Source organism: Terribacillus saccharophilus (assembly GCF_000725365.1).
Classification (GTDB): Bacteria; Bacillota; Bacilli; order Bacillales; family Amphibacillaceae; genus Terribacillus; species Terribacillus saccharophilus.
The window spans coordinates 360,001-383,816 of record NZ_CP008876.1 but is presented as its reverse complement, the minus strand read 5'-3'; the positions used below and the strand labels follow the sequence as shown (position 1 = coordinate 383,816).

Annotated in this window: 24 protein-coding genes, 2 tRNA genes and 2 rRNA genes (1 of these 28 running past the window's edge); 7 read left to right on the top strand and 21 right to left on the bottom strand. The window is 43.7% G+C overall.

Annotation, left to right across the window (positions count from 1 at the left end; genetic code table 11):
- Position 1 precedes the first annotated feature (1 nt).
- A complete protein-coding gene (locus tag GZ22_RS02045) occupies positions 2–661 on the top strand; it encodes a GAP family protein (protein ID WP_038558202.1) in 660 nt (219 codons plus the stop codon).
- A 225-nt stretch (positions 662–886) separates the two neighbouring features.
- Here the strand turns inward: GZ22_RS02045 and GZ22_RS02040 are convergent, their stop codons facing one another.
- The 5 genes from GZ22_RS02040 to GZ22_RS17920 all read right to left on the bottom strand — a co-directional run bounded on the left by GZ22_RS02040 (position 887) and on the right by GZ22_RS17920 (position 4,708).
- Complete coding sequence (locus GZ22_RS02040) at positions 887–1,429, bottom strand: hypothetical protein (protein WP_038558200.1); 543 nt, start codon at positions 1,427–1,429, stop codon at positions 887–889.
- 21 nt (positions 1,430–1,450) lie between these two features.
- Positions 1,451–2,128 carry a DUF554 domain-containing protein gene (locus tag GZ22_RS02035; RefSeq protein ID WP_038558198.1) on the bottom strand — a complete coding sequence of 226 codons (678 nt, stop codon included), beginning with the start codon at positions 2,126–2,128 and terminating at the stop codon, positions 1,451–1,453.
- A 27-nt stretch (positions 2,129–2,155) separates the two neighbouring features.
- Positions 2,156–3,112, bottom strand: a complete 957-nt coding sequence (locus tag GZ22_RS02030) for a LacI family DNA-binding transcriptional regulator (protein ID WP_038558196.1) — start codon at positions 3,110–3,112, stop codon at positions 2,156–2,158.
- A 216-nt stretch (positions 3,113–3,328) separates the two neighbouring features.
- Entirely contained in the window at positions 3,329–4,099 is a 771-nt protein-coding gene (locus GZ22_RS02025; RefSeq protein WP_038558193.1) for a TSUP family transporter, read from the bottom strand.
- Between the two features lie 144 nt (positions 4,100–4,243).
- Entirely contained in the window at positions 4,244–4,708 is a 465-nt protein-coding gene (locus GZ22_RS17920; protein ID WP_051747944.1) for a DUF4306 domain-containing protein, read from the bottom strand.
- Positions 4,709–4,933: 225 nt separating this feature from the next.
- Between GZ22_RS17920 and GZ22_RS02015 the strand changes: the two genes are divergently transcribed.
- Entirely contained in the window at positions 4,934–5,848 is a 915-nt protein-coding gene (locus GZ22_RS02015; RefSeq protein ID WP_038558191.1) for an iron-hydroxamate ABC transporter substrate-binding protein, read from the top strand.
- 41 nt (positions 5,849–5,889) lie between these two features.
- On the opposite strand, the gene GZ22_RS02010 is transcribed toward GZ22_RS02015, so the two are convergent.
- Positions 5,890–6,771 (bottom strand): LysR family transcriptional regulator, encoded by an 882-nt coding sequence (locus GZ22_RS02010; RefSeq protein WP_038558189.1) that lies wholly within the window; start codon positions 6,769–6,771, stop codon positions 5,890–5,892.
- A 126-nt stretch (positions 6,772–6,897) separates the two neighbouring features.
- Here GZ22_RS02010 and GZ22_RS02005 point away from each other — a divergent pair, with 126 nt between their 5' ends.
- The gene (locus GZ22_RS02005; protein ID WP_038558188.1) at positions 6,898–7,476 is read left to right on the top strand and encodes a LysE family transporter; all 579 of its coding nucleotides are present in this window, start codon (positions 6,898–6,900) and stop codon (positions 7,474–7,476) included.
- A gap of 330 nt (positions 7,477–7,806) precedes the next feature.
- Here the strand turns inward: GZ22_RS02005 and hxlR are convergent, their stop codons facing one another.
- On the bottom strand, positions 7,807–8,178 hold the full coding sequence (gene hxlR / locus GZ22_RS02000; protein WP_038558186.1) for a transcriptional activator HxlR: 372 nt from the start codon (positions 8,176–8,178) through the stop codon (positions 7,807–7,809).
- Between the two features lie 149 nt (positions 8,179–8,327).
- On the opposite strand from hxlR, the gene GZ22_RS01995 reads away from it, so the two are divergent.
- Entirely contained in the window at positions 8,328–9,494 is a 1,167-nt protein-coding gene (locus GZ22_RS01995) for an iron-containing alcohol dehydrogenase (RefSeq protein WP_038558184.1), read from the top strand.
- A 27-nt stretch (positions 9,495–9,521) separates the two neighbouring features.
- On the opposite strand, the gene GZ22_RS01990 is transcribed toward GZ22_RS01995, so the two are convergent.
- From GZ22_RS01990 to GZ22_RS01980, 3 genes are read right to left on the bottom strand one after another with little or no spacing between them, the layout of a single operon-like run.
- A complete protein-coding gene (locus GZ22_RS01990) occupies positions 9,522–10,190 on the bottom strand; it encodes a haloacid dehalogenase type II (protein ID WP_038558183.1) in 669 nt (222 codons plus the stop codon).
- Positions 10,183–11,616, bottom strand: a complete 1,434-nt coding sequence (locus tag GZ22_RS01985; protein WP_425427794.1) for an MDR family MFS transporter — start codon at positions 11,614–11,616, stop codon at positions 10,183–10,185. Before GZ22_RS01985 ends, GZ22_RS01990 begins: the two co-directional genes overlap by 8 nt.
- A 43-nt stretch (positions 11,617–11,659) precedes the next feature.
- Positions 11,660–12,082: a universal stress protein gene (locus tag GZ22_RS01980; protein WP_038558180.1), complete on the bottom strand. Its 423-nt coding sequence runs from the start codon at positions 12,080–12,082 to the stop codon at positions 11,660–11,662.
- A 298-nt stretch (positions 12,083–12,380) separates the two neighbouring features.
- Here GZ22_RS01980 and GZ22_RS01975 point away from each other — a divergent pair, with 298 nt between their 5' ends.
- The gene (locus GZ22_RS01975; RefSeq protein WP_038558178.1) at positions 12,381–12,638 is read left to right on the top strand and encodes a hypothetical protein; all 258 of its coding nucleotides are present in this window, start codon (positions 12,381–12,383) and stop codon (positions 12,636–12,638) included.
- Between the two features lie 113 nt (positions 12,639–12,751).
- Here the strand turns inward: GZ22_RS01975 and GZ22_RS01970 are convergent, their stop codons facing one another.
- The 3 genes from GZ22_RS01970 to GZ22_RS01960 form a co-directional block, all read right to left on the bottom strand.
- Positions 12,752–13,498 carry an ABC transporter permease gene (locus GZ22_RS01970; protein ID WP_038558177.1) on the bottom strand — a complete coding sequence of 249 codons (747 nt, stop codon included), beginning with the start codon at positions 13,496–13,498 and terminating at the stop codon, positions 12,752–12,754.
- Complete coding sequence (locus GZ22_RS01965) at positions 13,495–14,220, bottom strand: ABC transporter ATP-binding protein (protein WP_038558173.1); 726 nt, start codon at positions 14,218–14,220, stop codon at positions 13,495–13,497. Before GZ22_RS01965 ends, GZ22_RS01970 begins: the two co-directional genes overlap by 4 nt.
- Before the next feature lie 128 nt (positions 14,221–14,348).
- The gene (locus GZ22_RS01960) at positions 14,349–14,975 is read right to left on the bottom strand and encodes a redox-sensing transcriptional repressor Rex (protein WP_038558168.1); all 627 of its coding nucleotides are present in this window, start codon (positions 14,973–14,975) and stop codon (positions 14,349–14,351) included.
- Between the two features lie 448 nt (positions 14,976–15,423).
- Between GZ22_RS01960 and GZ22_RS01955 the strand changes: the two genes are divergently transcribed.
- A complete protein-coding gene (locus tag GZ22_RS01955) occupies positions 15,424–17,379 on the top strand; it encodes an ABC-F family ATP-binding cassette domain-containing protein (protein WP_038558166.1) in 1,956 nt (651 codons plus the stop codon).
- Between the two features lie 194 nt (positions 17,380–17,573).
- Here the strand turns inward: GZ22_RS01955 and tsaD are convergent, their stop codons facing one another.
- From tsaD to tsaE, 4 genes are read right to left on the bottom strand one after another with little or no spacing between them, the layout of a single operon-like run.
- The gene (tsaD, locus tag GZ22_RS01950) at positions 17,574–18,581 is read right to left on the bottom strand and encodes a tRNA (adenosine(37)-N6)-threonylcarbamoyltransferase complex transferase subunit TsaD (protein ID WP_038558162.1); all 1,008 of its coding nucleotides are present in this window, start codon (positions 18,579–18,581) and stop codon (positions 17,574–17,576) included.
- On the bottom strand, positions 18,578–19,027 hold the full coding sequence (gene rimI, locus GZ22_RS01945) for a ribosomal protein S18-alanine N-acetyltransferase (RefSeq protein WP_342666727.1): 450 nt from the start codon (positions 19,025–19,027) through the stop codon (positions 18,578–18,580). The genes tsaD and rimI overlap by 4 nt, the downstream gene beginning before the upstream one ends.
- Entirely contained in the window at positions 19,024–19,722 is a 699-nt protein-coding gene (gene tsaB / locus GZ22_RS01940; RefSeq protein WP_038558161.1) for a tRNA (adenosine(37)-N6)-threonylcarbamoyltransferase complex dimerization subunit type 1 TsaB, read from the bottom strand. The genes rimI and tsaB overlap by 4 nt, the downstream gene beginning before the upstream one ends.
- Positions 19,719–20,171 carry a tRNA (adenosine(37)-N6)-threonylcarbamoyltransferase complex ATPase subunit type 1 TsaE gene (tsaE, locus tag GZ22_RS01935; RefSeq protein WP_038558159.1) on the bottom strand — a complete coding sequence of 151 codons (453 nt, stop codon included), beginning with the start codon at positions 20,169–20,171 and terminating at the stop codon, positions 19,719–19,721. The genes tsaB and tsaE overlap by 4 nt, the downstream gene beginning before the upstream one ends.
- A gap of 144 nt (positions 20,172–20,315) precedes the next feature.
- Here tsaE and GZ22_RS01930 point away from each other — a divergent pair, with 144 nt between their 5' ends.
- Positions 20,316–21,098, top strand: a complete 783-nt coding sequence (locus tag GZ22_RS01930) for a PP2C family serine/threonine-protein phosphatase (RefSeq protein ID WP_038558158.1) — start codon at positions 20,316–20,318, stop codon at positions 21,096–21,098.
- A 45-nt stretch (positions 21,099–21,143) separates the two neighbouring features.
- On the opposite strand, the gene GZ22_RS01925 is transcribed toward GZ22_RS01930, so the two are convergent.
- From GZ22_RS01925 to GZ22_RS01910, 4 genes are all read right to left on the bottom strand, one after another.
- A tRNA-Asp gene (locus GZ22_RS01925) sits at positions 21,144–21,220 on the bottom strand.
- A 70-nt stretch (positions 21,221–21,290) separates the two neighbouring features.
- A tRNA-Met gene (locus GZ22_RS01920) sits at positions 21,291–21,365 on the bottom strand.
- 21 nt (positions 21,366–21,386) lie between these two features.
- A 5S ribosomal RNA gene (rrf, locus tag GZ22_RS01915) occupies positions 21,387–21,499 on the bottom strand.
- Between the two features lie 290 nt (positions 21,500–21,789).
- Positions 21,790–23,816, bottom strand: a 23S ribosomal RNA gene (locus GZ22_RS01910) (it continues 899 nt past the right edge of the window).

Genomic DNA, 23,816 nt, shown 5'->3' with positions numbered 1-23,816 from the left:
AATGCAAACCGAACTACTTCTTATTATAGGCGGACTTGCATTATTAGATATGATTAGCCCGGTCGCTTTAGGCGTTACATTCTATTGGATAACAGAAAAGCATTCGGATACCACTCAAAAGCTGTTCATCTACCTAGCTACTATAGCAGTATTATATTTTAGTTTCGGTCTATTGCTATTGTTAGGGCTCGACTTCCTATTGGATAACGTTGTTGAGTTTCTGCAGACAAGGATGGTAAGCTGGTTTGTATTTATCCTTGGTATCATACTGTTTGTTATAAGTTTCTATGTTCCAAAAAAAAGATCGACCCTCGTTCCCATAAAGCGCGGGCCTGAGCACAGAGGCCATGCATTGTCCTTAGGTATATTTACATTTCTATTAGAGGCCGGAACAGCCCTCCCATATATAGCTGCTACAGGGATCATTGCAGCAGCTGATAGTACCTTGGGACAAAGTCTTGCCCTTCTTGGAGTATACAATCTTCTCATGATTCTTCCTTGTATATTGCTTTATATGCTGTTTCAATTTGCTGGAGAATCCTTAAAAACGAAGGCCAGTACCCTTCTTCAGAAATTACAGCAATCTACAGGCTCAGCATTGTCGTGGATTCTTTGTCTAGCAGGTTTAGTTTTAATTTATTATACAGTGGATTATCTTTAGGCTAACGCTGTCCTGGTTTATACATTGGACAGCGTTTTTCTTATTTTAGTTAAGCTATTCTAAAGTTTTCTCCTTATCCATCGTAACTCCCTCTAGCACTGGATCTGGACCATAACCTTGCACGCTTCGCTGGTTTGCCAGTCGTGTATTATACATTGTATTTCTCCACTCCTTCAAAAGAATCTTGCATGACATGCCGCCCTATAGTTTTCCGGTAATGTTCCGTCATCTCCATACACTTTTATACTTCTTCTCATACTTGTCGTCCTCGACTGTATCGATCAACTCCATCGCCGTTTGTTTGATTGCTTCATCGCCTAACTCGTCGTACAGATGCTTCATATTCTGCTGGATATCAAAACGAATTAACGTATAGTTCTTTTCTTCTGTAGTTTTGAATCGGTCGACCATATACGTCATAACCAAGTCCTTTTGTTCTGTTCCGCCAAGACCGACTTTCCAAAATGATTGCAGGCTATGTCTGGCAGTGACGAACTTCTCATCCTTGGTTACTTCCCAGAGCCTCGGCAAATCTGTAAGCATTCTATTTTCTGGATCACTTTGTGCAAGATTAGCTAAATATTGTGCCGCTCGGGATCGCTGATGATTATCTTGATCTGTCAAACCGTCCAGCAAGTCATCCCAGACCTCGTATGCCCAGTCCACTTGCTTTTCTGTCGCTTGGAGTATGTATAGATATGCTTCATAGCTTTCTTGTTTGTCCTTAGATTTTGATCTTATGAATGCCTCTTTTATTTCTCTATCCATGCAGCTCCTCCTTAATTCTGATTAAAAAATCTTCAATATCAAAAAGAAAACAGGCGGGACAAGCAGCGCTGGCAGGAAGTTCATCGTCTTGAACTTCTTAATTCCTAAAATGCTTAAGCCTGATGCCATGATCAATACGCCACCTACGATGCTCACTTCATTCAGCAAGTCCACATTCACTGTACTTTCCAATGCTTTTGCCACTAAATAAATCGAACCTTGCCATAAGAATAAAACCCCTGCCGATAATGCAATACCAAATCCGAAAGTAGACGCCAGAACCAAGGACGTTACGAAATCCAGCATACCGTTTGCAAGCAAGTAGGAATAATTACCATGCAGGGCGGCTTCTACTGGACCTAGTATAGAAAGAGATCCAATACAGAACAACAGGATTGCTGTAGACAGACCTTCTGCCAAATTCGACTTGGAGAATTTCTTTACAACGTTTGTGAATCCTGCATCCAGATCCAGTTTTTCGCCCACTATAGCTCCAATCGCCAAACTGATAATGAATAGGACAGAGTATTTACTATCTGGCAGATGTCCAACTATAGCATTGACACCTAATGCCAGTGCGGCTAATCCCATTGCCTGCATGAGGATTGTTTGATACCTATCTTTCATTCCTTTCTTAAAGACAGTACCGAGTGTACTGCCGATGATGATCATTGCTACGTTGAATAATGTCCCAAACATAATTTTTCCTCCAAAAACTTAAGAACTTTATACTGTTTCCCGCTTAATTAACTTGGTGTGGAATAGCTTCTGGTTCGCTTCCTTCTCCATAACTTGCTGGAACAGATGCTCGCCCATTTCTTCCAGCGGCAGATGCATACTTGTAATCCCCATCATTCGGGCCATTGGAAGGTCATCGAAGCCGATAATGGCCAGCTCTTCCGGAATACGTAAACCAATCTTATTAGCATAAGTTATCACGCCAGCAGCAACGTGATCACTTGTTATAATCATTGCTGATGGCGGATCTTCCATTCGCAGAAGCTTTTTTACTATCGTCTCGCCGTCCTCGAAATACAGCATCTTATCAAAAACATTATCTGTACGATATTGCAGTTTTCTTGCTGCAAGGAAATCCCGGTAAGCAGCGTTTCGATTTTTACTGCTCGTCCCATCTAGCCTCGTTACGGTATAGCCGATCCTAGTATGTCCTTCCTCATATAGATAGGAGAGTGCGTCCTGAAAAGCTTGATAATGATCGACATACGAAGATGACAATTCCTCCGGTACATTCTCACATACAACAATCGGTCCATACTGTTTGTAAGACTTTATCAAGGACAGCTCACAGCTGCGCGAACAGATGATCAGGCCATCTATCTGCTTTTGCCGAAGCATCTGCAATGCATCTTTTTCCCGCTCTGTTTGATAATCTGTCTGTATCAATACGAGCTTGAAGTGATGCACGAATGCTTGTTTCGCTATTCCTTTCAATAGCCGAGCAAAATAAGGGTGATCTGAAAAAGGCAGCACTACACCGATCAGCTGCGTTTTTCCAGTTTTCAAATGTACCGCATTAACATTCTTTTCATACCCAGTTTGTCGGATGGCCTCCAGCACAGACTTCCGTTTTTCCTCAGTCACATAAGGATGACTATTGAGCACTCGGGATACAGTCGTCACCGAGACTCCGGCCATCCTGGCTAAATCCTTGATCGTCGCCATATGTTCTCCCTCTCGCAATATACTTGCTTTCAGTATAACGCTTCCGTGTTTGAAAAAACACTTGACCTGGTATCGTTTTCAGCAAGTAATCTGTGTTTAAAGGTGCTGGGAACCCGGAGCGTAATCCGTTTTGGCAGAGCGTGATCTGGTACCGCACTTTTATCTGCTTAAGATGCTAATCCTAAATACAAAACAAAAAGGCCGAAGCGGCCTTTTTTACATGATCTCTTTTATGTAATCATACACATTCTTCACAATCAGCACAGTTGTTACGACAATGAAAAGAATACGAACATATCCGCTGCCCCGCTTAATTGCAAAGCGTGAACCTACGATCGACCCGAATATACCAGATATCCCCATGATTAAGCCAATAGCATAATGTACTTGCCCTAAAATCATAAACAAAATCAGCGCAGACACATTACTGCCGAAGTTCAACAGCTTTGCGCTGCCGGCAGCTCGCAGGAAATCAAAGCCGATGAACAGGAAGGCGAACATGAGGAATGACCCTGTCCCTGGTCCGAGAAAACCGTCATAAAAACCGATTAGCGTCAGGACTGCTGCAAAAATAAGCATTCTTTTTGGTGTTAATCGTTCATATGTAGAGACGCTGCCCCAATCCTTTTTCATGATAGTATAAATAGCGACCGCAATCAGCATCACTAGCATGAGCGGTTTGAATAAAGCTGGATCGATAACGTGTACGGTCCATGCTCCGAGCAATGAACCGATGAAGGATAACGGAAAGAACTTCATAACTGATTTCAAATCCAGATTGCCAGATCGATAGAACATGAGCGTGCTTGTAAATGACCCCAGCGTTCCGGCCAGTTTATTCGTTGCCACTGCAGCAGCCGGGTTCAATCCTGCAAACAGCAATGCTGGAATCGTAATCAGTCCGCCCCCACCGACAACAGAATCAATGAATGCGGCAAGAAATCCGAAAAGAATAATAATTAAAATCGTGTCTAATTCCAAATGCATACAGCTTTCCTGCCCTTTCTCTAAAAGAATTTAGTAATACAATTATCTTACCATAAGAGAAAAAGGCAAAGGCAGCTGGTTTTCTAGTCTTCAAAATAGATATAAGCTTATAAATGGAAAGTACCTCAAGAACACTGTGATACATTAATTAGAAGTTTTATGCTTAAAAATGGAATAGCTGGCACACAGAACTAGCATCAAGCCGATAACCAGCAATGAATAGCGAAACACTGTGGAACCAAGGCTGTGAGCTGAAAAGAAAGCGAGACTTGTATACAACGTAATTACGCCTAGAAGAATTCCTGAAATATTGATATATATCTTTTTGTTCTTATTCATATTCCGTATTGTCAAACCTAATAGTAATGCTGCGCTGATAAGAGTCATAATTGGATAAACAGCGTAAAACTTAATGGCATAGACAAAGAAGTCCAGCCAGACAATATCTTGCGGAAAGATCGGATTGGAAACGAGTAGATGTGTAAAAGGCGTTGAACGCTTCCATTCAAATGGATCATTTACTATGTTACTGCCCTCATAAAGTGAAAACAAAAGGAAAAATATAAAAGCAAACCCTGCCAAGACAAATCCAACGTAATTCCGCGACATTTCTCTTCCTCCTCTTTATAAAACAATATTCTGCTTTTCTGCCTAAAAACCTCTATCATACAATTTAGAGTCCTTTTCATAAAAAAGTATAATTTACCAATTAATCACTAGCAATGAATATCTTATTGACATTCTACTGGATTCATTCTATTATTTACCTAATTGATACTGATTATCATTATCACGAAAAGCTCCTCTATCAAAAGCAGAAAGCAGGAATATAAAATGAAAAAAGCTCTAATCGCTATTATCGGTCTCTTCCTACTCATTCTCAGCGCATGCGGTTCTTCAGAAGAATCTACTGCCTCTGGCAGCGAAAAAGAGACAAACGAAACTTTTACATACGAATCTGAAACAGGTCCCGTTGAAGTACCGACCGATCCGCAAAGAATTGTAGTACTGGCATCTTATGCTGGTGATGTACTTTCCCTTGGCGGCAATATTGTCGGTGTAGATCAATGGGCGAAAAGCAGTCCTGTACTAGCAGACGGATTAAAAGATGCTGAAACAGTAAGCGAGGAAGATGTAGAAAAAATCCTTGAACTGAAGCCGGATCTGATTATCGCAGCAGATACAACAAAGAATCTGGACAAGTTTAAAGAGATTGCACCTACTGTAACGTATACATATAACAAAGTCGATTACCTAACGCAGCATGTTGAAATCGGAAAACTGATGAATAAAGGTGATGAAGCACAGCAATGGGTTGATGACTTCAAGGATCGTGCGAAAACAACAGGCGATGAAATTAAAGCCAAAATCGGCGAAGATGCAACTGTCACTGTAATGGAAAGCTATGAAAAAGGCATCGGCGTACTTGGCGACAGCTGGGGACGTGGCACGGAAGTCCTTTATCAAGAGATGGGACTTAAAATGCCTGATAAGGTAAAAGAAATGACGGAGAAAGACGGCTATTCCATGATTTCTTCAGAAGTGCTTCCTGAATACGTCGGAGATTACCTTGTGATCAGCGAATATAAGGACCAGGATAATTCCTACCAAGAGACAGAACTATTCAAAGAAATGCCTGCTGTTAAAGATGGACATGTCTTGACTGCAGATGCAAATGCATTTCTGTTCAACGACGCATTGACTTTGGATTATCAGCTGGACTTCTTTAAAGAGCAATTCTTGAAGTAATCAAAAAAGAGGGCGATTTTTCCCTCTTTTTTTTCATTCATTCACACTTCTATTTTCTTATTGGAAAGCTCACGCACTATTTCCATGAACTTATCCACAGCTGGAGAGTGCCAGTTTTTCGATCTGACCATCATATAGGAGTAAATCGGTTTGAAGCTCTCAGTATATTCCAATAGCTTTAGTGTTCCATTCTCTATTTCCTTTTCCACAGTAACAAGAGGCAATGCCGCAAATCCTAATCCGCTAGCGACAACCTGCTTAATTGCTTCAAGACTCCAAAGCTCCATCGTCTGAAATCTAGGTATATCCTGTTTAATCACGTGCTCTTCAAACATTACCCGGTAGCTGCAGCCTTCTTCATTTGTTACAAAACAAGCTTCCGTGCCTTTATAATCGTCGAAATGCGATGCTTTTTCAGGAGCTGTCACCAAGACAATCTCTTCTTTATGCAACTTATGATACACATAATTATCCGTCTGCAGCTCAGGCCAAAGCATGAATGCCACATCCACGTTTCCATTCAGCAGCTCTTTTTGATTATCCCCACATGTCCCATTGCTTAATTTGATTTTCACTTCCGGATATTTCATAGAATAAGTCTTCAATATTGGCCCTAGCCTCGAAATGGTTAGCGATTCAGGCGCAGCAATCTTCAGCTCTCCATTTACCCGGTTATCATTCAGTTTTTCTATGCGCTGATACGAGCCTAGTAGCTCATCTACCATTCCTACTAATTCCCGTCCTAAGTCCGTTAAATGAAGCTCTCTTTTTACATATGAAAATACTGGACCTCCCAGCTGCTGTTCCAAAGCTTGGATGTGCGCTGTAATGGTAGATTGTGTATAGCCGAGTTTTGCAGCTGCGTTCGTATAACTTCCTACATCCACGATCGTACGGAAAGTAATGAATTGTCTTATCTCCATCGCGCATCTTCTCCCTTTATCGAAAATATCTATAATGTTTATCTGTAATTTCAATTTTACCGATACTGATTTTCATCATACAATGGTTCATGTTAGTTAGCAATTGCAAAAGGAGAACTATCATCCATGAGTCTTACTGCATTTTTTTCATATATCATCATCACCAGCATCACACCTGGTCCGAGTAATCTGCTGCTTATGAATGAATCACGAAAACATGGGCTGAAGGGAGCTTGGAAGTTTAATAGCGGCATCGTTGCCGGATTTATTATATTAGGTATTATCGGAACAATACTAACGAAGACAGTGTATAACTGGATTCCTGCAGTGGAGCCTTATCTGAAGGTATTAGGGGCCTTGTACTTGCTGTTTATTGCCTATAAAATCATGTTCGATAAAAGTTCGAAAGAGGAAGATGCGATCGAGCGCCCCTCCTTCCTTTCCGGCTTTCTTTTCCAGCTTATTAATATAAAAAGCATCCTTTACTTCATCACGGCAATGGCGACTTTTATCTTACCTTTCGAGGCTTCGATTTCTTCCGTTATCCTGTATGCAGGTGTGACAATTATCATTGGCTGTTTAGGTCTTCTTTTATGGGCAGCCTTTGGTTCAGCATTCAAGAAGTTCTTCAACAAATATACAAGATCGATTAATTTGATAATGTGTTTGCTGCTTATTTTTTCTGCTATAACAATATTCAAATGAAGAACAGCTCAGGACATAACTGAAGCGTCAGTGCTAAAAACCGAATATTGTTCTTGTGCACCGCTTCGGCAAAACACTTCGCTAAGTGAGACTGTAGCGCAACATAGCGTAGGAAATACACGGAGACTCCCGCGGGAGGAAGGCCTAGGTGAGACCCCGCAGTGCGAATGCACGAGGAGGCTCACCAGCCGCCCGCAGGAAAGCGGAGTGTATTTCCGGAGCGGTAGCCTGATGAAGCATAAAAAAACCAAACAATACCGGAGCATTATTGTTTGGTTTTTTGTGATGCTAAAAGGCTTTGTCCCAACGTCTTCTTTTTATATTTAACTATCACTTAAATGCCGAATTGCTCTCCAGTACATCTGTATCTTTTAAAACAGTATTTGAATAATTCTTTCCCCATGCATACATTGCATCAAGTATCGGCAGCAATGAAAGACCTTCTTCTGTCAGGGAATACTCTACTTTTGGCGGGACTACTGGATACACTTCGCGGTGCACAATCTGATCGTCTTCCAATTCTCGCAGCTGCGAGACGAGCATGCGCTGTGTAATGCCTGGAATCAGACCTTTCAGTTCATTGAAGCGCTTTGTCCCTTCCTTGCCAAGATGCCACATAATAAGCATTTTCCACTTTCCGCCGATGATGGACAGCGTCAATTCCTTCTCACAATTGAATTTCTGTTTTTCCAAACGACTCATCCGCCATTCCTCCTTACAGTATACTTTTCGTCACTATGTAAGAAAAAAGTGCGTACTTACATAGTTAAATTATACTCCCTATAATAAGAGATGCAAAGGGATAGCCTGTTTCTCGCTGGCTAACCTACTTTCTTAGAAGGGATGATAATATGAATAGATTTACTATACCTCGTGATATTTACTTTGGTGAAGGTGCTTTGGAAGTATTAGAAAGCATTAAAGGAAATAAAGCGATGCTTGTTATCGGCGGGGCTTCTGCCAGAAAAAGCGGTGTCTTGGACCGTGTCAAGTCTCACCTTGAGAAAGCTGGTATCCAGACTAAAGTGATTGAAGGTATCCGTGAGGAGCCTACAACTGACAAAATCAATGAAGCTTTAGAAGACTTCGAACAATTCGGTCCAGACTGGGTTATTGGAATCGGTGGCGGATCCGTTATGGATGCGGCTAAAGCAATGTGGGTGTTCTACGAGCATCCAAACCTATCATTTGAAGATGCTACAAAACCATTTGAATTGCCAGCATTGCGTTCGAAAGCAAAATTCATCGGAATTCCGACGACAAGCGGCAGCGCATCTGAAATCTCCAACCTGTCTGTAGTAACTGATAGCAAAACAAAAATTAAATACCCGTTAGCTGATTTCGAACTTACACCAGATATCGCGATCATTGATCCGATTACTATCTTTGATATGCCGAAACATATTACAGCCTTCACTGGCATGGATGCTGTCACGCATTGCATCGAATCTTATGTAGCGAAGCCACGGACTGTGTTCACTGATTCTCTGGCTATCGAAGGTGCAGAAATTCTTCGTAATCACCTGATAGCTTCTTATAATGGCGAACGCACGTCCCGGGAACAAGTGCATTATGCACAGGCAATGGCCGGTATGGCATTTGCAAATGCTGTACTTGGTAATGTCCACAGCATGGCACATAAGAGCGGTCCTACTTTTGGTATTGCCCATGGATTGGCTAATGCGATTTATTTACCGTATGTTATCCAGTTCAACCGCACTGTTTCCGAAGAGAGATATGCCCGCATTGCCCGCCGTCTGCAATTAAACGGTACTACTGATGCTGAACTGACAGACTCTCTAATTCAATGGATACGCGATTTGAACCGTGAAATGGATATTCCATTGAATCTACGTGATTTCGGCGTTGCCGAGGATTTATTCTATGCTCATGTAGAAGATATGGCTGCTAATGCAGTTACAGATCCATGTACTGGCACTAACCCGCGTGAGACATCTGTTGAACAAATGAAAAAACTATATGTCGCTGCCTTTGAAGGCGAAGATGTAGATTTCTAAAAAAATAACCTCTGAAGCAATAATGCTTCAGAGGTTATTTTTTTCAATCAATCCCTTCAGGTTCTCGTATTCCTTATCTGGGTTGTGACCAAGTCGTTCTGCTGGTGCGCCTTTTCGGTTAATCCAAGCAGTATGAAAACCGAAATTAGCGGCTCCAGCGATATCCCAGCTATTCGAAGAAAGAAAAAGTACTTCTTCACGTTTTACATCTAATTGTTTTAATAAGTATGCGTATGAAGCTGTTGCTGGTTTATATTGTTTTATTTCGTCGACACTGACAATCGCATCAAAATACTGTGCCAGATCTGCATTCCGTAAAAGAGGATCGAGCATCCCATCTGGTCCATTTGAAAAAACGGCCAGCTTTTTGTCTTGAACTTGCTGCAGCACCTCTTCCGTTTCTTCATAAGGACGCAGCTGGTTATAGGCGTCCATCAGCTTCTGGATAATCTCATCTTTATACTTGCATTCATGCGTTTCCAAGGCATATCGAAGAGCGTCTCTCGTAACATCATTAAATGGTTCGTACTGACCCATCAGTTGCCGCAAGAATGCATATTCGAGCTGCTTGCTGCGCCATAAGGAAGAGATAGACTCCCCTTTTTCCGGGAATTGCTGCTCACAAGCTTCTTGTACACTTTGGACATCAAATAACGTACCATATACATCAAATACTATTGCTTTCATTTCAGCCATTGGAAACTCCTTTCGCCTTTTGCTCCTGTTGCTTCTCTGTCTTATAGCGCATGATGAACGATACTGGAACCATGATGAGCATTAATATGCCGGAAAATACAAATGCCTCATTGATTGTTTGCAAGCTAGCGTGCTGGGCTGCTTCTCCTGCAGCTGTCAGATGTGCTCGGCGCACTTCAAAGTAGATGCTGAAGAACACGATTCCGAAGGCAGAAGATATTTGACGTAAAACATTGTTCATCGCAGATCCTTGGGAAACAAGATGTTCTGGTATATCATTCATTCCCGCTGTCGTTGCAGGCATATTGCTGAGACCGAGACCTGCCCCCCGAAGCATATTGATTACAAGGATCAGCCAAAATGGTGTAGATAGACTGAGATTACCGATCAAGAATGTAGCAATAGCCAGAATTAGCAGCCCTGGAGGTACTACCCAGCGCGGCCCTTTCTTATCTAAAAGCTTGCCGCCCAATGACATCATGGCACCGCTGAACAATGCTGCTGGAAGAAAGAGCAAACCTGTCTGGATCTCACTAAGACCGTAGACATTCTGAATCAATAATGGCAACAGGAATATACCAGAAAATAACCCAATGGAAGCTGTCGTTGTCACCAGTATCGACACTGTATAGGTTGGGTTACGGAAAAGTGAGAGCTCCAATAATGGCTGCTCTTTTCGTCGCTCATAGTAAACAAAAATCGCAATGGCTAGTATTCCAGCTGCAATTAGCGCAAGATTAGGTGCTGATACAAGCACATCAAGTGTCTGTCCACGACCTAAAGCATACAGAACGAGACCAATACCGAGTGTAACGAATACGAATCCACCCTTGTCGAAGCGGCGTTCTGGATTAGCTGCGGTGGATTTCAAGTAACGACTAGCCATCAGTAAACCGAGGAGACCGAACGGCAAATTGAAAGCGAATAGGAACGGCCATGGTAAGTAAGCAATCAACACACCGCCTATCGTCGGTCCTATGGCAGGAGCTACCATTGCTGCTACACCATACACACCGACAGCGAGGCCGCGCTCCTGCTTCGGGAAGGCCTGGAATATAAGTGCCATCGATATCGGCATCATCAATCCCCCGCCTATACCTTGAATAAAGCGTGCCGTAATCACAAATGGCAGACTGCCGGAAAAGATACCAAAAATGGACCCTGCAAGAAATATCAAAAGGCCAAGTAGATAGATACTTTTTTTCCCGAACCGATCGCCAAGATAGCCTGTGACAGGCATCGTCATACCCATTGCAACCATGAAGATGGTCAGTATCCAGCCGACACTGACAGCATTGGCATCGAATGTGGAAATCAATGATGGCAGTGCCGGATTCAGCATACTATTGTTCAAAATAACAGTGAATGTCCCAAAAAGGACGGCAACAACGACCAACCACTTGGATTCTAGTTTACTCACATGCATACTCCCAACTGTTTTTGCGTTTCACTCCAGTTGGTAACGCTTCCTATTTTACGACCAACACTGGGCAATTCGCTCTTTTGATCACTTCCGTACTTACACTTCCAACCACAAGCTTCTGAAACCCGTTCAAGCCTCGTGTCCCAATCACAACCAAGTCGAACGAATCATTATTTGCCTTATTAGCAATCGTTTTACCGGCATCGCCACGTTCAATCGTACGGGTATAAGGAATATTCGCATTCTGCAGTTCCGCTTCATTTGGCTGGATACGAAGTTCTCCGTCCCGATTCATATTATCCGGCTTTACCTGCTGTAGAACAATCTCACTATTACTTACATCTTGAATGACATGGGTAATTTCCAGCTTTACAGGATGTGTGCTGGCCTGACAAATTTTAATTACTTCTTCTGTCGCTCGAATTGAGTTCTCTGAACCGTCGACAGCCAATAGGACTTTTTCGTACATACTAGCGCCTCCTACAACCATGATAGTAATCATTTCCCTTAATATGGCGCTAACAAACGACGAAAAAACTTCGATACCCGAAACTTATCTGTATGAAATTAACAATAACATTAAATACCTTTTTGGAAAAGTATGAGATGATATTGGAAAGAATTTAGGGGGACTGTGTTTGCTAGCCAAGACCATCAGTTTCATTGTCATTTTTCTCTTAGTTATTGGAGTAGCTGTCTGAATATTTGCTGCTTTCGAACCTTTCAAGCAGGAAGCTTTTATTGAAGATACTATAGAAAAGATTGAAGTGTATGATGCGGAAGCTACTGAACCTTCTGAGACAATAACAGAAAAGGGGCAGGTAGAAAGTATAGTTACATGCATTAATACATGCAAACGCGAGGAAATGAGTCCCGAAGCTTCCTATTCAGCTCTTGATATTACACTGATTTTATATGGAGAAGAAGACAATTATAAAGTCGGCGTTTGGCAGGGTGGCAGTACGGTCAGCTTTGTGTATGATGCCACTATAATAGAGAGTGAATTTGAACCTTTTTCGTTGTAGTACTAGAAAAGCCGTCCCTTTTTATTTGGGCGGCTTTTCTTTGAAGCATTGACATCTCTATATTCGCTTCAGATTCTCCCTTCATAGGACTATCTAATAAACGAGACTGGATTCTAATCTATAACCTGCATCCGCTCATTAAACTTCGTTGGATAAGACAAGAAGCCTAGCATGATACTCGTCACAATCGCAGTTGTCAGCAGAAGGAAAAGAATCAGGAGCTGGAACATGACTGCTTGGAGCGGATCTGCTCCGGCAATGATTTGCCCGCTCATCATACCTGGCAGCTGAACTAGTCCGATCGTTTTCTGGCTTTCTATCGTCGGTATGGTACTTGCCTTAATGGATGCAAGCAGCGAGCGCTGAATTGCTTGCTTCGGTGTACCGCCTAAAGAAAGGATGAGCTCTGTTTCCTCTCTTCTGGATGCCACTTCTGAAGTGAACCGATTCAAAAACAAGATACCTAGGACCATCGAGTTCCCTATAACCATTCCGCTTAATGGGATGATATATTGTGCAGTTGGTGGTGTAATCTGAAGTCCCAATAAAATTCCTTGTGTCAGTACTTCGATTACAATGAATGTAAGCACCAGCTTCCATGTAATACCCCTGATAGATGCCCCTTTCTTTCTAGCATTTTGTACTGCTGCACCGATCATAAGCGCAACCATGAGGAAAATATAAAGGATATTACCGGAGTCGAAGATAAACTGCAGCACATAGCCAACGGCAAGCAGCTGAATAATGGAGCGGACTGTTGCAATGAGCGTATCTTTCTCGAGCCCCAGTTGTAATGTCTTAGATAAGATAAGTGGAATAAGGACAAATATCAAGGTGAGTAATAAAGCAAGTGTACTCATTTTTCCTCCTCCATGACAAAGTGTTTAACAGCATCATTTTCTGGATGATCCAGTATGTCAATCGGCCCTGCTTCGGCAATAGTGCCATTCATCATGACCCAGACTTCATCTGCAACCGATTTTGCCTGCTCCAGATTATGCGTTATCCAGATGATTGTCGTGCCATACTCGCTATTGATCCGCTTCATTAGATTTTCAATATCCTGCTTAGAAACTCGGTCCAAGGAAGAAGTGATTTCATCTAGCAGTAAGATTTCCGGCTCATTCAGCAATGTTCGGGCAATGGAGACTTTCTGTTTTTGCCCGCCTGATAAATCCCTGCTTTTTCGATCAAGTATCTCTGCCTCTAATCCTACTTCTTGTATTATCCGCTCCGCCTCATCTTGTTTCAGTTCTTTTCCGGCAAGCTGTAATGACAATGCTACATTATCCCGAACGCTTCCTTCCAGCATAGTTGCCTGCTGCAGGACTATACCGACACGACGACGCAAATTTACTGGATCAAACGTTAAGATATCCTCCCCATCAATCAGGATGTTTCCATCTGAGGGGGACAGCAATCCATTACATAATCGAAAAAGTGTTGTTTTTCCTGCGCCTGATGGACCAATTATCGCTGTGATCTTTCCTTTCGTGAACATACCTGTAATCCCGTGAATTATTTTATTTTTTTCTGTTTCGTAGACTACATCTTGTAACGTGATGGCGGCTTGCTGCTTCATGCTTTCCCTTCCCTTCCGCTTCTTACTGTCCTAGTATCTTTCCTTTGTCTCTATTTACCCGTAATAAGTAAATAGAATTAGACAACCTTATGTAAGAAAAAAGCACCTCTGCATGAGAGGTGCTTGAATTAATAGTGCTTCAAAAAATAAACTAATGACTGCAATTCGATAGCCAAATCGATATGATGCACGCGGATATTGCTTGGTACTGCAATACGTGCTGGCGTAAAGTTCAGGATTCCAGCAATACCGCATTCGACAAGGCGGTCCGTGATTGCTTGAGCAGCATGCGCTGGCACCGTTAGGATCGCTGCACTTACGTTGCCGATATATTGTTCCAAATCATCAATATGGTATACAGGGACACCGCCGATATTATGATCCACTTTTCCTGGATCTGTATCGAATGCCATTTCTATTTTTGTATTGTTATTCTTCGTAAAGTTATAATTCAGGAATGCTGTTCCAAGATTACCGACCCCGATAAGCGCCACTCTTGTGATCTCATCTTGATCTAGTGTCTTCCGGAAGAAGTTCAGCAAGTACTCTACATTATAACCATAGCCTTTCTTGCCAAGTGCTCCAAAATAGGAAAAGTCACGGCGGATTGTAGCTGAGTCTACTTTTACCGATTCACTGAGTTCTTTTGAAGAAACTCTTGTTTTACCCTGCAAATGCAGACTGTTGAGAAATCGATAATAAAGTGGCAGCCGCTTTGCCGTAGCTTTTGGTATTTTATTTTGATCCATATACATGCTAATTTATCCTCCTAAAGCCTGCAGCTTCCAGAAGCGAACTTCGTGCAGCCATGCAGCTGATCAAAAGGCCTATCGGACTAGAACGATACCGTTCTGTTACCTCTTGTCGTATATGACCAGCACTATTCCTAAAACGGAATAATGGCTGCAGACAGGTTCCTTTCTGGCATCTATAAGGAGTTGCAGATGCTGCCTGCGGCTTCGTCCTTGAATTGTTACGATATGATACTTTCACAAAGTACGATTATAGTTAACAACTTATTCTAACAGATATAAGAAGGAAAGTCTTGTACAGATTCACAAAGAAGATGATGAGGGGGCACCTTGTCTCCATTTTAACAAATTCATTTCTGATGTCCATTCACATGAAAGCGAAAAGCGCAGGAATTCGGCGCTTGCTACTGTTTTGTCACATAGGATACACTGATAGTATGAGGTGAACAGAATGATTTTATTGCAAGCGAATAATATAACGAAACTATTTGGCGCAGACGTCATTTTATCAAATATAAAACTGGAAGTACAAACACAAGATCGATTAGCCATTGTCGGACGAAACGGTGCCGGAAAATCGACCTTGCTCAAGATCCTTGCAGGAGAACTGAGCTATGACGAAGGAAATGTATTCTTAGCAAGAGATGCCACACTTGGGTACCTGGAGCAGCATACAGGCCTAGAGTCGGAAAAAAGCATCCTGGAAGAAATGAAGACTGTCTTTGCAGATCTTATTCAGCAAGAGGAAGAGCTGCGCCGTCTCGAAGCAAGGATGGGAGACCCTGATCTTATTTCAGACGAAACAGCCTATCAGCAGCTTCTAACCAATTATGATACAAAACAGCAGGCCTTCCGGTTAAACGGAGGCTATCAATATGAAGCAGATATACGTTCCGTGCTGAATGGCCTCCGATTTGGAGACAAAGACTTGTCCACACCGATAGGTTCATTGAGCGGCGGGCAAAAAACGCGTCTAGCCCTAGGAAAGCTCCTTCTCCAGAAACCGGACGTATTAATACTGGATGAGCCGACTAACCATTTGGACATTTCTACTTTGGACTGGCTGGAAGGTTATTTGAGCAGCTATCAAGGAGCTGTCGTAGTTGTGTCGCATGACCGTTACTTTCTCGACAAAACTGTTAATACCGTAATTGAGATAGCGCACAATCACTCTGTTCGTTACAAAGGAAATTACAGTAACTATCTTGAACAGAAAGCTGCCAATTTCGAACGCGAGCTGAAGCAATTCGAGAAACAGCAGTCTGAAATTAAAAAGATGGAAGAATTCGTTCAAAAGAATATCGCACGTGCCACAACGACGAAACGCGCACAAAGCAGACGTAAACAGCTGGAAAAGATGGAACGAATCGATCGGCCGCTTCATGATGCATCTTCTGCAAAACTTACATTTGATATCGATCGGCGGAGCGGAAATGATGTATTGAAGGTACATGACTTGGCTTATCAATATCCAGAGAGTACCTCTCCTGTCTTTGAGCACGTTACTTTCCATATGAATCGTCAGGACCGCATCGCTCTTACGGGGCCAAATGGAACTGGGAAGACGACATTGCTCAAGACCATTATCGGAAAGCTGCCTGCTAAATCCGGTAAGGTAGAACTCGGGACAGGTGTCAGCATTGGTTATTATGACCAGGAACAGACAGAATTGCATTCATCGAAGAGCGTCCTTGCCGAGTTATGGGACGAGTATCCGCTTATGGACGAGAAGAATATCCGCACAATTCTCGGTAACTTCCTGTTCACTGGTGATGATGTACTCAAAATAGTCAACACACTGAGCGGTGGTGAAAAGGCTCGGCTTGCTTTGGCTAAACTGATGATGCAGAAATCGAATCTATTGATCATGGATGAACCGACCAACCACCTTGATTTAGACAGCAAGGAAGTATTGGAAGGTGCATTGGCCGACTACCCAGGTACTATACTCTTTGTCTCACATGACCGATATTTCATGAATAAGGTTTCCACACAAGTACTCGAAATGGCGGACAAGCAGATCATATCCTACTTGGGCAACTATGATTACTTTATAGAAAAGAAACAAGAGAAGCAGGAGATTGCTGCCTTAGAAGCTATAACTGCGGAAACGAAACAGACAACTGTTACGCCGGAGAACAAATCTTCTTATCATCAAGATAAGGCAATAAAGCGGGAGATTCGGAAACGGGAACGACGTATTTCAGAGCTTGAAGAAAAGATAGTCGAACTGGAGACTGAAATTGAAAGCAATGAAACTTTGCTTACCGATCCAGAAATTTTCCAAGATTATCAGAAGGCACAGGAAATTACTGAAAGAAATGAAGAGCTAGAGGCAACGCTTCTAGAAGTAATGGAAGAATGGGAAACACTTAGCGAAGAACAGGAAAGTTATACACAGGGATAAATACGTTTTCATTGTTGATTTGATGGGATATACACAAAGTTATGCACAGTATCCACAGAATCCACAACAGTTTTACACAGATTTATCCACTTCTTTACCTGGTACTAATAGTGGGTTTTAAAAAGTTATACACAATTCAGAATATAGTTGTGAATAAAAAAGCATCGTTTTCTTAATGAAAACGATGCTTTTTATTATAGCGGCATGGATGCCCTAGCATTCATTGATAAATCAGCGAATTTCTCTTGATGATAAAGAATGGATGCAGCTGCTCCAATCATGGCTGCGTTATCCGTGCACAAAGCAAGCGGCGGGATGAGCAGATTAGCTTGCTTGTCCGCAAACACTTCTTCCAAAGAAGCGCGCAGCCCACGGTTCGCAGCAACACCACCTGCAACAATAACTTGCTTTGCGCCGAATGCTTCGGCTGCTCGCATTGTTTTACCTACAAGCACATCTACAACGCTTGCTTGGAAACTTGCCGCTACATCTTCAGGTGCAAATGTTTCTCCCTTTTGCTTAGCATTATGCAGTGTGTTAATGACCGCAGATTTCAAACCGGAAAAGCTGAAATCATAACTCTCTGGCTCAAGCCATGCACGAGGGAAATCAATCGATTGCTCGCCTTCTGCTGCCAGCTTATCAATGCGGGGACCTCCTGGATAAGGCAGCTGCAATGTTCTGGCTACCTTGTCATAAGCCTCACCTGCTGCATCGTCACGGGTCTCTCCAATGACTTCAAAGCTGCCATGTTCTTTCATAAGAACAAGCTCTGTATGACCGCCAGAAACGACCAATGCAAGCAGCGGGAACTCGAACTCCTGCTCCAGTCGGTTGGCATAAATATGCCCTGCAATATGGTGGACACCAATCAGCGGTTTGCCTATGGAGAATGCCAGCGCTTTGGCGGCATTCACTCCGACAAGCAATGCACCGATAAGACCAGGTCCTTGTGTCACAGCAATAGCGTCTAGTTCTTCTTTCTGGATTCCAGCTTGCTGGATCGCCTCTTCAATGACGAGCGTAATTTGTTCCACATGATGCCTGGATGCTATTTCCGGTACGACACCGCCAAAACGTTTATGGCTCTCAATTTGGGAAGCGACGATATTGGATCTGATAATCCTGCCACCCTCGATGACGGCTGCGGCTGTTTCATCACAGCTTGTTTCTATAGCTAAAATTAGTTCTGATGTTTTCATAAATTCACCCACATTACAATCGCGTCTTCCTGATTGTCTGTATAATAGTTTTTCCGGATACCGCCCGGGACTAAACCGAATTTCCGGTATAGATGCTGTGCCGGTACATTCGTTACACGTACCTCTAGGGATAAACGGTAAGCCCCTGCCATAATTGCTTGTTCCATTACATGGGCAAACAGCTTCTCGCCCAGTTTCTGACCTCGAAAGCTCGGGAGTATGGCAATATTCGTGATTTGTGCTTCATCAATGACGAGCCACATACCGCAATAACCAGCAATTACACCATCGCTTTCAATGACAAAATAATTCGCAAACGTATTTTCTGTAATTTCACGTTCAAAGATATCGATGGTCCAAGGAGTTGCAAATGATGCTTTCTCGATTTTATAGACAGCTGGCACATCGGTTAATTGCATCGGGCGCACAGTCACTTTTGCGCTCACTTCTGCTGCTCCTGCTGTTTCAACCAATTTGACTCAGCCTCTGTCATACGAACATAATTTGGTACGATTTGATGCATATCATCTGCTTTCCTTTCAGCTCCTATTTGAGCAAGTACAGATGGACGAGCATAATGTATAGCGGATTCCGGGATTACTGCTTGCTCACCCAGCACCTCGATGATCATACTCCGATACATCTCGATGTCAGGGCTTAGAAACAATATTTTTTCCCCTTTTTCCCGCAGTTGTTCCAGCCAATCCGAGAATAGCGGATTGACGATTTCTTCTGTTTGTTCAAAAGAGTCACTATTACTCGCGTAAAGAGCAGTATACACTTGACCTCTTCGGGCATCGAAGAAAGGACAAACATACCCTGAGAATAGCTCCCCTTGATGTGCAAGAGCTTCCAGACTTGAAACACCGATGACGTCGATGCCAAGTGCCCATGCCATTGTTTTCGCAGTTGCCATACTGATTCGAACACCTGTATATGATCCAGGTCCCTGACCAACAACAATTCGATCTAAATCAGCAGGAGTCGTTTTTGTTTCCTTCATCAATTGTTCGATCGCGGGAAGCAATCGAACCGAATGATCTCTGTGTCCATGCATCACATGTTCACCTAATGTCACTCCATCTTTCACAATCGCTACTCCTAGCAGCTGATTGGAAGTATCCATCGCTAATATATTCATTCTGCTAACTCCTTACAAAGCTTTTCATAACGTTCACCAATTGGCTGAAGCAAGATTGTTCTTGCTTCTCCATCATGCTTGAGCGTAAGCTCCAGACGTTCCTTTGGCAAGAAATCTTCAATGAATTGTGCCCATTCTACAATGGAAACACCTTCTCCTGAAAAATACTCCTCGAAACCGATATCTTCATCGCTGTTTTCTAACCGGTAAACATCCATATGATATAGAGGCAGACGTCCTTCGTATTCCTTGATGATAGTGAAGGTAGGACTGTTTATCGTCCTTTTCACTCCTAGACCCGCGCCTATTGCTTTCGTCAGCGTCGTCTTTCCTGCACCAAGGTCTCCTTCCATCGTGATGATATCTCCAGCTTGAAGCAGCTCGGCAAGCTTTCGTCCAAACGAATTGGTATCTTCTATTGTATGCATCTTCTTTATAAATTGGGTCATAACCGTCACCTGACTCACTTTCATTCTTTGTTCATCTATTCATCATAGCAAAATATAGCCTAAAAGCAAAAGCACTAGAAACAAAAAGGCTTTCGTGGATTTATGGAGAATACTTATATTATCAGCCAATAAAGGAGTATGCATATGGAAGCATTAGAGCAAATGTACAACTACAGCTGGAATGGTGAGATGAAATCCTATCTGGATCAAGTCGATCTGAGCGGATACCAGCATGTCTGGATTGGACGCTTCGGCGGAAGCATTGCCCATGGTGCTTATAAGAACGAGAATGCTTGCCTTATCCTTACAGGAGCCGATTGGGAGTTAGCCGTTGTCATGGGGGCACAGCATACAGTAGAAAGTGCTGCCTTCATCGCAGACTCCCTTATACTCAGACAAAGAAAAATAACTGAGACGCTTGATGAAGATGTTTCCAGCGCAATTAAAAAGATCGACAGCTTTCTGATGAGCATGTTCAACAGCGTACGATTCCGCTCAACAGCAGCCAAGGTTAACGGTAATGCTTCCTGTTTAATTGCCGTACGTAAAGAGGGTTACTTGTATTGGTTATCCATTGGAGAAAATTCGCTTTATCATCTAGTACCATCTCCACACCATTACAACTCTGTTCAGCTGAATCAGCAAAATAGCTCAGGTAAAATTGGTGCTGATAATACATTTGATCAAGCAGTGCCTGTCTTCAATATGGGGAGCGTACCTCTTTCAAGTGGTACCAACCATATCTTGCTCTCCACAATCGGATTGCAGTGCTTCCCTGTATCTCCATATAAAAGTGCTTCCCGGCTGCAGCGAGCCTTTAGCAAAAGCGATGATATGCCGCATTTTATGCAGACAATGCTTGCAAACGCCCAGTCAGCAGGTGCAGCGGAAAGCATTACACTAATTGGATGGGAAATACACATATAAAAAAAGCTTTAGGAGTAATCCTAAAGCTTTTGAACGTTTTATGTATGGCGGTCCGGACGGGACTCGAACCCGCGACCTCCTGCGTGACAGGCAGGCATTCTAACCAACTGAACTACCGGACCAATGTTGCTACTATGTATTAGTGCAATAAACTTTTGACTGTACACTTTGTGTACTGCCACTAAAAAATTATGGTTGCGGGGGCAGGATTTGAACCTGCGACCTTCGGGTTATGAGCCCGACGAGCTACCCCTGCTCCACCCCGCGATAATATAAAGGAAATACTCGGCCTGGCAGCGTCCTACTCTCGCAGGGCGAACCCAACTACCATCGGCGCTGAAGAGCTTAACTACTGTGTTCGGCATGGGAACAGGTGTGACCTCTTCGCAATTACCACCAGACCTTACTTATCTTTTCCAACGACAATATGTATTATACACTGTCTAATCAGGAAAAGCAAGTTTTTTTGAAGTGAACCTTCAAAACTAGATAAGAAACATGTCCTGCCAGACATCTCATGCGGCCAAGCACCGGAGTGCTTGGACTTTGGCGTTGACTTACTAGTCAGATCCAGCTCCAGAAACCAGAAACTATGGCCTAAGCGATAAATCTCTGCGTGAAGAAGTACACTCCACTCCGAGCTTTCTCACTTATTCCGCCGTTTCTAAACGGTTTCTTTCGCTTTTCGTTTTTAGTTAAGTCCTCGATCGATTAGTATTCGTCAGCTGCACGTGTCACCACGCTTCCACCTCGAACCTATCTACCTCATCGTCTCTGAGGGATCTTACTCATTTAAAATGATGAGAAGTCTCATCTTGAGGGGGGCTTCATGCTTAGATGCTTTCAGCACTTATCCCTTCCGCACGTAGCTACCCAGCTATGCTCCTGGCGGAACAACTGGTGCACCAGCGGTGCGTCCATCCCGGTCCTCTCGTACTAAGGACAGCTCCTCTCAAACTTCTAACGCCCACGACGGATAGGGACCGAACTGTCTCACGACGTTCTGAACCCAGCTCGCGTACCGCTTTAATGGGCGAACAGCCCAACCCTTGGGACCGACTACAGCCCCAGGATGCGATGAGCCGACATCGAGGTGCCAAACCTCCCCGTCGATGTGGACTCTTGGGGGAGATAAGCCTGTTATCCCCGGGGTAGCTTTTATCCGTTGAGCGACGGCCCTTCCATACGGCACCGCCGGATCACTAAGCCCGACTTTCGTCCCTGCTCGACTTGTAGGTCTCGCAGTCAAGCTCCCTTCTGCCTTTGCACGCTACGAATGATTTCCAACCATTCTGAGGGAACCTTTGGGCGCCTCCGTTACTCTTTGGGAGGCGACCGCCCCAGTCAAACTGCCCACCTGACACTGTCTCCGAACCGGATAACGGTTCTGGGTTAGAATGTCAATACAGCCAGGGTGGTATCCCACGGATGCCTCCACCGAAGCTAGCGCTCCGGCTTCTAAGGCTCCCACCTATCCTGTACAAGCTGTACCAACATTCCATATCAGGCTACAGTAAAGCTCCACGGGGTCTTTCCGTCCTGTCGCGGGTAATGCGCATCTTCACGCATAGTATAATTTCACCGGGTCTCTCGTTGAGACAGTGCCCAAGTCGTTGCACCTTTCGTGCGGGTCGGAACTTACCCGACAAGGAATTTCGCTACCTTAGGACCGTTATAGTTACGGCCGCCGTTTACTGGGGCTTCGGTTCACAGCTTCGGGACGAAGTCCCTAACCATTCCCCTTAACCTTCCAGCACCGGGCAGGTGTCAGCCCCTATACTTCGCCTTACGGCTTTGCAGAGACCTGTGTTTTTGCTAAACAGTCGCTTGGGCCTTTTCACTGCGGCTTCTCCTTAAAAGAAGCACCCCTTCTCCCGAAGTTACGGGGTCATTTTGCCGAGTTCCTTAACGAGAGTTCTCCCGATCATCTTCGGTTACTCACCGTGCCTACCTGTGTCGGTTTGCGGTACGGGCACCTATTTCCTCACTAGAGGCTTTTCTTGGCAGTGTGAAATCAGGAACTTCGGTACTAAATTTCCCTCCCCATAACCGCCTGGAATTAGTGTTGAGTGGATTTGCCTGCTCAACTTCCTCACGGCTTGGACGCGCATAACCAGCAGCGCGCTTTCCTTATCCTCCTGCGTCCCCCCATCGTTCAAGCGGATTTAGGTGGTACAGGAATATCAACCTGTTGTCCATCGCCTACGCCTTTCGGCCTCGGCTTAGGCCCCGACTAACCCTGAGCGGACGAGCCTTCCTCAGGAAACCTTGGGCTTTCGATGAAAGAGATTCTCACTCTTTTTTCGCTACTCATACCGGCATTCTCACTTCTAAGCGCTCCAGCCGTCCTCACGATCGACCTTCACTGCCCTTAGAACGCTCTCCTACCACTGACATCGTAGATGTCAATCCGCAGCTTCGGTGGTGTGTTTAGCCCCGGTATATTTTCGGCGCAGCGTCACTCGACCAGTGAGCTATTACGCACTCTTTCAATGATGGCTGCTTCTAAGCCAACATCCTGGTTGTCTAAGCAACGCCACATCCTTTTCCACTTAACACACACTTTGGGACCTTAGCTGGCGGTCTGGGCTGTTTCCCTTTCGACCATGAACCTTATCACCCATGGTCTGACTCCCAAAGTAGATTGATTGGCATTCGGAGTTTGACTGAATTCGGTAACCCGATGAGGGCCCCTAGTCCAATCAGTGCTCTACCTCC